The following is a 7,397-nucleotide window of genomic DNA, read 5'->3' on the forward strand; positions in this document are numbered from 1 at the left end:
AAACATGGAACACATCATGTCAATCAGCTCAGTTATCAAATCCTTACAGGACATTATGCGCAAAGACGCCGGCGTGGACGGCGATGCGCAGCGCCTCGGCCAGCTCTCCTGGCTACTGTTTCTGAAAATCTTCGACGCCCAGGAAGAAGCGCTGGAACTGGAGCAGGATAACTACCAATTCCCTATACCACAGCGCTACCTGTGGCGCACCTGGGCGGCGAACGCCGAGGGCATTACTGGCGATTCCCTGCTGGAATTCGTCAACGATGACCTGTTCCCGGCGCTGAAAAACCTCAGCGCGCCTATCGATAAGAACCCGCGCGGCTTTGTGGTCAGACAGGCGTTCAGCGATGCCTATAACTACATGAAAAACGGCACCCTGCTGCGTCAGGTGATCAACAAGCTGAACGAAATCGACTTCACCAGCGCCAGCGAGCGCCACCTGTTCGGCGACATTTACGAACAGATCCTCAAAGATCTGCAATCGGCGGGCAATGCCGGTGAGTTTTATACCCCGCGCGCCGTCACCCGCTTTATGGTCGATCGCGTCGATCCGAAGCTCGGCGAATCAATTATGGACCCGGCCTGCGGCACCGGCGGCTTCCTCGCCTGCGCGTTCGATCACGTAAAAAACAACTACGTGAAGAGCGTGGCCGATCACCAGACGCTGCAACAGCAGATCCACGGCGTGGAGAAAAAACAGCTCCCGCACCTGCTGGCGACCACCAATATGCTGCTGCACGGCATCGAAGTGCCGGTGCAAATTCGTCACGACAACACCCTCAACAAGCCGCTGTCGTCGTGGGATGAACAGCTGGATGTGATCGTCACCAACCCGCCGTTCGGCGGCACCGAAGAAGACGGCATCGAGAAGAACTTCCCGGCAGAAATGCAGACCCGCGAAACGGCGGATCTGTTCCTGCAATTGATTATTGAAGTGCTGGCGAAAAACGGCCGCGCGGCGGTGGTGCTGCCGGACGGCACGCTGTTTGGCGAAGGCGTGAAAACCAAAATCAAAAAGCTGCTCACCGAGGAGTGCAACCTGCACACCATCGTGCGTCTGCCGAACGGCGTGTTTAACCCGTACACCGGGATCAAAACCAACCTGCTGTTCTTTACCAAGGGCCAGCCGACCAAAGCGATCTGGTTCTACGAGCATCCGTACCCGGCGGGCGTGAAGAACTACAGCAAAACCAAGCCGATGAAGTTTGAAGAATTCCAGGCCGAGATCGACTGGTGGGGCAACGAGGCCGACGGCTTCGCCAGCCGCGTCGAAAACGAACAGGCGTGGAAGGTCAGCATCGACGAGGTGATTGCCCGCAACTTTAACCTCGATATCAAAAACCCGCACCAGGCGGAAACCGTCAGTCACGACCCAGACGAACTGCTGGCGCAGTACGCCAAACAACAGGAAGAAATCCAGACCCTGCGCCACCAGCTGCGCGATATCCTCGGCGCGGCGCTCTCCGGTAAGGAGGCCAACTGATGGCGGTGGAAAAACTGATTGTCGACCATATCGATACCTGGACCACGGCGCTGCAAACCCGCTCTACGGCCGGGCGCGGCAGTTCGGGTAAGATTGACCTGTACGGCATTAAGAAGCTGCGTGAGCTGATTCTGGAGCTGGCGGTGCGCGGCAAGCTGGTGCCGCAGGATCCGAACGATGAACCGGCATCGGTGCTGCTGAAACGCATTGCGGCGGAAAAGGCCGAGCTGGTGAAGCAGGGGAAAATTAAAAAGCAGAAGCCGCTGCCGGAGATTAGCGAGGAAGAGAAACCGTTTGAGCTGCCGGAGGGGTGGGAATGGGCGCGTCTTGTAGAAATATATGATGTAAGAGATGGAACGCATGATACTCCTAAGTATCAATCAGAAGGCTATCCATTGGTCACAAGTAAAAATTTGTCCTCTGGAAAACTGAATTTTGATGATATTAAATTTATAAGCAAAGAGGCACATGAAAAAATTAAAGAGCGCTCTTTTGTAGAATTCAATGATATTCTCTTTGCTATGATTGGTAGTATTGGAAATCCTGCTATTGTTGATACTCAAAATGAATTCTCAATAAAAAATGTTGCTTTATTTAAATACTATAGCAAAGATCTATCTGTTCCAGAATATTTAAGATGTGTGCTGGAGTCTTTATCCTTAGTGTTGAGAAATATATCTTCTGGTGGAGTTCAGCCTTTTGTATCACTAAGCACCTTACGTAATACGGTTATGGCACTTCCACCGTTGGCAGAACAATATCGAATTGTTGTAAAACTTACTGCTCTCATGTCCCTCTGCGACCAACTGGAGCAGCATTCCCTGACCAGTCTGGACGCCCACCAACAGCTGGTTGAAACCCTGCTAACTACGCTAACCGACAGCCAGAACACCGATGAACTGGCCGAAAACTGGGCGCGTATCAGCGAGAATTTTGACACGCTGTTTATCACCGAAGCCAGCATTGACGCGTTACAACAGACCATTCTGCAACTGGCGGTGATGGGCAAACTGGTGCCGCAGGATCCGAATGATTCTTCAGCAGAGATTTTATTAGAACAATTAAGCACATCACGAAATAAAAAGCTAAGACAACAACAAGCTGATAATAAAGAAGCTGAAACAATGCTTCGTAAAATAAATAAATTAAAAAAGGCAAAGCCACCATTCAGGTTACCGAATAATTGGACGACAGTTCATCTTATTGAACTTTGCGAATACTTAGTTGATTGTCACAATAAAACGGCCCCATATACAGATACGGGCATACCAATAATTCGGACGACTAATATCCGTGAGAGAAGGTTTCTGGAGCAAGACTTAAAATTCATTAGCCAGGAGACATATGATTTTTGGTCCAAACGTTGTCCGCCATCACCGGGAGATATTATATTTACCCGTGAGGCTCCTATGGGCGAAGCATTGATCATACCACCAAATGTTAAATGGTGTTTGGGACAACGAACAATGCTTATTCGAGTTATGCATGAATTTGTTTCTAATGAATTTCTCTTGCTTGCACTTACAGAGCCTCATTTACTTGAAAGGGCATCGGTGAATGCTGTTGGTTTGACGGTTAAACATCTACGTGTAGGAGATGTTGAAAATCTAAACATCCCTCTTCCACCGCTAAATGAACAGTATAGAATAATTGATAAAGTTAATATTTTATTTGAATATTGCAACAACCTTAAATCCAACATAAAAGCATCCCAACAAACCCAGCTCCACCTGGCCGACGACCTCACTGACGCCGCCATAAATTAACCCGCCCTTCATAAACCAATAAAGCGGCTAAATAGCCGCTTTATTCCCATCACCAGAAATAATCCTTCCTTTCATCCACGCCGTTATTTTCATTCATTTTCAGCTGGACTTTCCTTCTATTCCCTGATGATATGTACAGGTATTTAACGCAAGACGCCCGTGCTGCAACACGAGCGCCTTGCTAATCACAACCACTATTGGAATAGGAATAGAGATCATGACTACCCCGCATTCTATTGCAGAATTCACCGATCCAGAAGTCTCCCCGGAAAATAACCGTAAAGGCACCGTCAGTTACGCGAGCCGCTTTGAAGATCGCCAGCGTATCCCGGCGATTATCATGAAAGGCCAGTGGCTGGAAGCCGCCGGTTTTGCCACTGGTGCCAAAATCGATATCAAAGTAATGGAAGGCTGTATCGTGATTACCGCGAAGCAGCCGGAGCCGGAACTGGTAGAGTCTCTGCGCCAGCTGCACAAGCTGTCGGCGCGCAAGCAGAAGCAGGTGCAGGCGTTAATCGGCGCGATCGCCGGGCAGAAATGTAAGCTGGCCTAAGCTAAATTCCCCGGCGGCGCTGCGCTGACCGGGGCTACGGGATACCGGCCGTCTGCGGGCCGGTAGCCCGGACAGGCGCGTCAAGCGCCGCCTCCGGGATTTCTCTTCTCACGGCACCTAAAACCTTATAATGCGCTCATATCACCGCATATATAAATAATCCTACTGCCGTACGCAGCAGCGTAATATGCTGGATAATAGTCCCATAGCAGTAAACAATTAGAAAATAACCACTAAAGCCAAAATAACAAAAAGTTTTTTGCTAAATAACCAGCATATAAGAAAACCCCACCAATATAGCTAACCGCATGATTCACCAGCAAATATATACCATTTATTTTTGAAAAAACTGACCTGATTGCCTTCCCATAATAATCCCGATACATTCACTCATTCCCTATACGGGAAACTCTAAATATAAAAAACACAACAATATAACCGGGATGAATGTCATGAAAATAACCAAAGATCGGGTGGTTTACGCCATGTCGCGGGATAACGCTCCTGTCGCTACCGTCAGCAGCGGCAGTGAAGTGCTGTTCGAAACCTGCGACTGCTTCTCCGACCAAATCACCTCCGCCGATGCCGTGTTCAACGAACTGGACTGGCAGCGCATCAACCCAGCGACCGGGCCGGTGTACGTCGAGGGCGCCGAGCCGGGCGATGCGCTCAAGGTGACCATCAAGCGCATTACCCTGACGAGCAATCAGGCGGTGATGGTCACCGCGCCGCAGCTCGGAGTGATTGGCGACGAGCTCGATGCCCCTAAGGTCACTATCGTGCCCATTGAAAACGACCATGCCGTACTGCCCGGCAACGTGCGCGTGCCGCTTAATCCGATGGTCGGCGTGATCGGCGTCGCGCCTGCCGGGGAAGCCATCTCCTGCGGCACGCCGGATAGCCACGGCGGCAATATGGACTGCAAAATGATTACCGCCGGCAGCACCCTGTGGCTGCCGGTCAACGTGCCCGGCGCGCTGTTCGGACTGGGGGATTTACACGCCGCGATGGGCGATGGCGAAGTCTCGGTCTGCGGTCTGGAAATCCCCGGCGAAGTGCTGGTCGAACTGACGGTGGTCAAAAACCGCAAGCTGCCGCTGCCGATGCTCGAAAACAGCGAGACCCTGTTTACCCTCGCCTCGGCGCTGACCCTTGATGATGCCGCCGCCCTGGCCACCCGCAATATGGCGCACTTTATCGCCGACAATACCTCCCTGACGCTGGCGGACGCCATCAGCATCCTGAGCATTGCGGGCGACCTGCAAATCTGTCAGGTAGTCGACCCGCTGAAAACCTGCCGCTATGCCTTACCGAAATCAGTGGCTGAACAGCTCTCCCTGCGAATTGAAGGGGAGCAGGCATGAGCGTTGAACAATTTGGCTATAAGCAGGAGCTGCATCGGGCGCTGACGTTCCGCGATCTGCTGGTCTACGGCATGATATTTATGGTGCCTATCGCGCCGTTTGGCGTCTTTGGCTACGTCTGGGACGGCGCGCAGGGCATGGTGGCGCTGGCCTATCTTATCGGTATGGTGGCGATGTTCTTTACCGCCATGAGCTACTGGTCGATGTCGCGCGCGTTTCCGGTCTCCGGCTCGGTATATGCCTATGCCCAGCGCGGTATTCATCCGATTGTCGGCTTTTTCGCCGGCTGGCTGATCCTGCTGGACTATATTCTGGTGCCGTCGCTGCTCTATATCGTCAGCGCGGCGGCGCTGGCGCCCATGCTGCCTGGCGTGCCGGGCTGGCTGTGGATTGTCGGCTTTATTGCGATTAACAGCCTGATTAACCTGCGCGGCATTACCTTTACCGCGCGCGCCAATAACACGATTCTGATCGCGGAGATCGTGGTGCTATCGGTGTTCGTCGTGCTGGGGCTGATTGCGCTCTACTCCGGCGCCGGGGCGGGCCATCTGACCCTCGACCCGCTCTATAACGCCGATAAGTTCAGCCTGCCGCTGGTGATGGGCGCGGTCTCCATCGCCGTGCTCTCGTTCCTCGGCTTCGACGGGATCTCCACGCTGTCAGAGGAAACGAAAGGCGGCGTAGATACCGTGGGTAAGGCGTCGCTGGGCGCGCTGATGCTGGTTGGTTCGCTGTTTATCCTGCAAACGTGGATTGCCGCCGATCTGGCGCAGGGCATGACGTTCAGCAGCCTCGATACCGCCTTCTACGATACCGCGAATCTGGCGGGCGGCGGCTGGCTGAAGTATGTCACCATGTGGTCGACGGTGATCTCCTGGGGGATTGCTAACGCCCTGGTGGCGCAGGCCGCCGTGTCGCGTATTCTGTTTGCGATGGCGCGCGACAAGCAGCTGCCGCAGCTGCTGGCGAAAGTGCATCCGCGGCTGAAAACGCCTTACGTCAGCACCCTGTTTGTGGCGCTGATTTCGCTGGCTTCCGGCCTCTGGTTCTACGGCGATATCGATAACCTCAGCCGGCTGGTGAACTTCGGCGCGCTGATGGGCTTCCTGGTGCTGCATATCGCCGTGATAAACCATTACATCATTCGTCAGAAATCGCGCAATCTGGTGGTACACCTGCTGTTCCCGGTGGTGGGGCTGTGCATTATCGGCTTTGTTATTTATGAAATGGACGCGCAGGCGAAGGTGCTGGGGCTGAGCTGGCTGGCGGTTGGCGTGGTCTATTACCTGCTGATGCGCCTGGTGCTCAAGCGCAATGTGGAACTGAAGCTGGAAGGCTAACGCGATTTATCTCCCCGGCTCGCGCTGCGCTTAGCCGGGCTACCAGATCGCACGGGCCGGTAGCCCGGACAAGGCGCGTTAAGCGCCGCCTCCGGGGAAACAACGCACAATGCTGCCTCCGCTTTTCCCCGGCTCGCGCTGCGCTTAGCCGGGCTACGGGTTCCCAGCCGTCTGCGGGCCGGTAGCCCGGACAAGGCGCGTTAAGCGCCGCCTCCGGGAAACAACGCGCAATATCGCTTCAGATTGTTTTCCCGGTGGCGCTACGCTTAGCCGGGCTACGGGTTCCCGGCCGTCTGTTCATCCTCGCCAAAAAACACCATACCTTTATAGGGCTTCGCCCGGCACGCCGCCAGGCGCTGGGCGAGATTGCCAACGTGCAGCTCCAGCTTGTGGCCGTCCGGGTCGAGGAAATAATGCGACGCGCCTTCGCTTTTGTTGGTTTTCCAAACCGGAACGCCAGCCGCATTCAGGCGCCCGGCAAAAAGCGCGAAATCCGCCTCCGAAATGCTGAACGCGTAGTGGGTGTAGTCGCTCTCCTCCGGTGAAATGACGCGCCGCTGCGGGTCCAGCGACAGGCACAGCCAGAGGTCGCCGCAGGAAAAATACGCACCGTTATCCCAGCGGGCGCGCAGCGTCATCCCCGGAAGCTGCTGATAAAACGCCACGCTCGGCGCCAGCTGGCTGACCGCCAGGGTCAGATGGTTTAATCCACTTAACATGGCTTTTCCTCTAATGACGTTACGATTTGCTGGCGCAGCCACCGGTGCGCCGGATCGCGGTGCCAGCGCTCGTGCCACAGCATCAGCATCTCAAACCCGGCGACCGCCAGCGGCGGTTCAACCACCATCAGGCCGCCAGCGCCACGCACCAGCCGCTCCGGCAGCACCG

At 54.4% G+C, this 7,397-nt stretch carries 6 protein-coding genes and 1 pseudogene; 5 read left to right on the forward strand and 2 right to left on the reverse strand.

Features of this window, described 5'->3' with window-relative positions:
* The first annotated feature begins 16 nt into the window (after positions 1–16).
* From HMPREF1144_RS11770 to HMPREF1144_RS11790, 5 genes are all read left to right on the forward strand, one after another.
* Positions 17–1,486 carry a type I restriction-modification system subunit M gene (locus tag HMPREF1144_RS11770; protein ID WP_009652832.1) on the forward strand — a complete coding sequence of 490 codons (1,470 nt, stop codon included), beginning with the start codon at positions 17–19 and terminating at the stop codon, positions 1,484–1,486.
* The gene (locus HMPREF1144_RS11775) at positions 1,486–3,252 is read left to right on the forward strand and encodes a restriction endonuclease subunit S (protein WP_009652846.1); all 1,767 of its coding nucleotides are present in this window, start codon (positions 1,486–1,488) and stop codon (positions 3,250–3,252) included. The genes HMPREF1144_RS11770 and HMPREF1144_RS11775 overlap by 1 nt, the downstream gene beginning before the upstream one ends.
* 217 nt (positions 3,253–3,469) lie before the next feature.
* Positions 3,470–3,805, forward strand: coding sequence for an endoribonuclease SymE (gene symE / locus HMPREF1144_RS11780; protein WP_009652858.1), 336 nt, complete (start codon positions 3,470–3,472; stop codon positions 3,803–3,805).
* Between the two features lie 452 nt (positions 3,806–4,257).
* Positions 4,258–5,169 carry an acetamidase/formamidase family protein gene (locus tag HMPREF1144_RS11785; protein ID WP_009652855.1) on the forward strand — a complete coding sequence of 304 codons (912 nt, stop codon included), beginning with the start codon at positions 4,258–4,260 and terminating at the stop codon, positions 5,167–5,169.
* Entirely contained in the window at positions 5,166–6,509 is a 1,344-nt protein-coding gene (locus HMPREF1144_RS11790; RefSeq protein WP_004128506.1) for an APC family permease, read from the forward strand. The genes HMPREF1144_RS11785 and HMPREF1144_RS11790 overlap by 4 nt, the downstream gene beginning before the upstream one ends.
* A 275-nt stretch (positions 6,510–6,784) precedes the next feature.
* On the opposite strand, the gene HMPREF1144_RS11795 is transcribed toward HMPREF1144_RS11790, so the two are convergent.
* Together HMPREF1144_RS11795 and HMPREF1144_RS31350 are read right to left on the reverse strand one after the other, a co-directional pair.
* Positions 6,785–7,228: a FosA family fosfomycin resistance glutathione transferase gene (locus tag HMPREF1144_RS11795; protein WP_009652853.1), complete on the reverse strand. Its 444-nt coding sequence runs from the start codon at positions 7,226–7,228 to the stop codon at positions 6,785–6,787.
* Positions 7,222–7,397, reverse strand: a pseudogene (locus HMPREF1144_RS31350) (LysR family transcriptional regulator); the annotation flags it as partial. The gene HMPREF1144_RS11795 and the pseudogene HMPREF1144_RS31350, both read right to left, overlap by 7 nt.

It is taken from the genome of Klebsiella sp. OBRC7 (genome assembly GCF_000293135.1).
Taxonomy (GTDB): domain Bacteria; phylum Pseudomonadota; class Gammaproteobacteria; order Enterobacterales; family Enterobacteriaceae; genus Klebsiella; species Klebsiella michiganensis.

Excerpts from the sequence above, each read along its gene's own strand:
- HMPREF1144_RS11770 (WP_009652832.1), top strand. The coding sequence starts at position 17 with ATGTCAATCAGCTCAGTTATCAAATCCTTACAGGACATTATGCGCAAA.
- HMPREF1144_RS11775 (WP_009652846.1), top strand. The coding sequence starts at position 1,486 with ATGGCGGTGGAAAAACTGATTGTCGACCATATCGATACCTGGACCACG.
- symE (WP_009652858.1), top strand. The coding sequence starts at position 3,470 with ATGACTACCCCGCATTCTATTGCAGAATTCACCGATCCAGAAGTCTCC.
- HMPREF1144_RS11785 (WP_009652855.1), top strand. The coding sequence starts at position 4,258 with ATGAAAATAACCAAAGATCGGGTGGTTTACGCCATGTCGCGGGATAAC.
- HMPREF1144_RS11790 (WP_004128506.1), top strand. The coding sequence starts at position 5,166 with ATGAGCGTTGAACAATTTGGCTATAAGCAGGAGCTGCATCGGGCGCTG.
- HMPREF1144_RS11795 (WP_009652853.1), bottom strand. The coding sequence starts at position 7,228 with ATGTTAAGTGGATTAAACCATCTGACCCTGGCGGTCAGCCAGCTGGCG.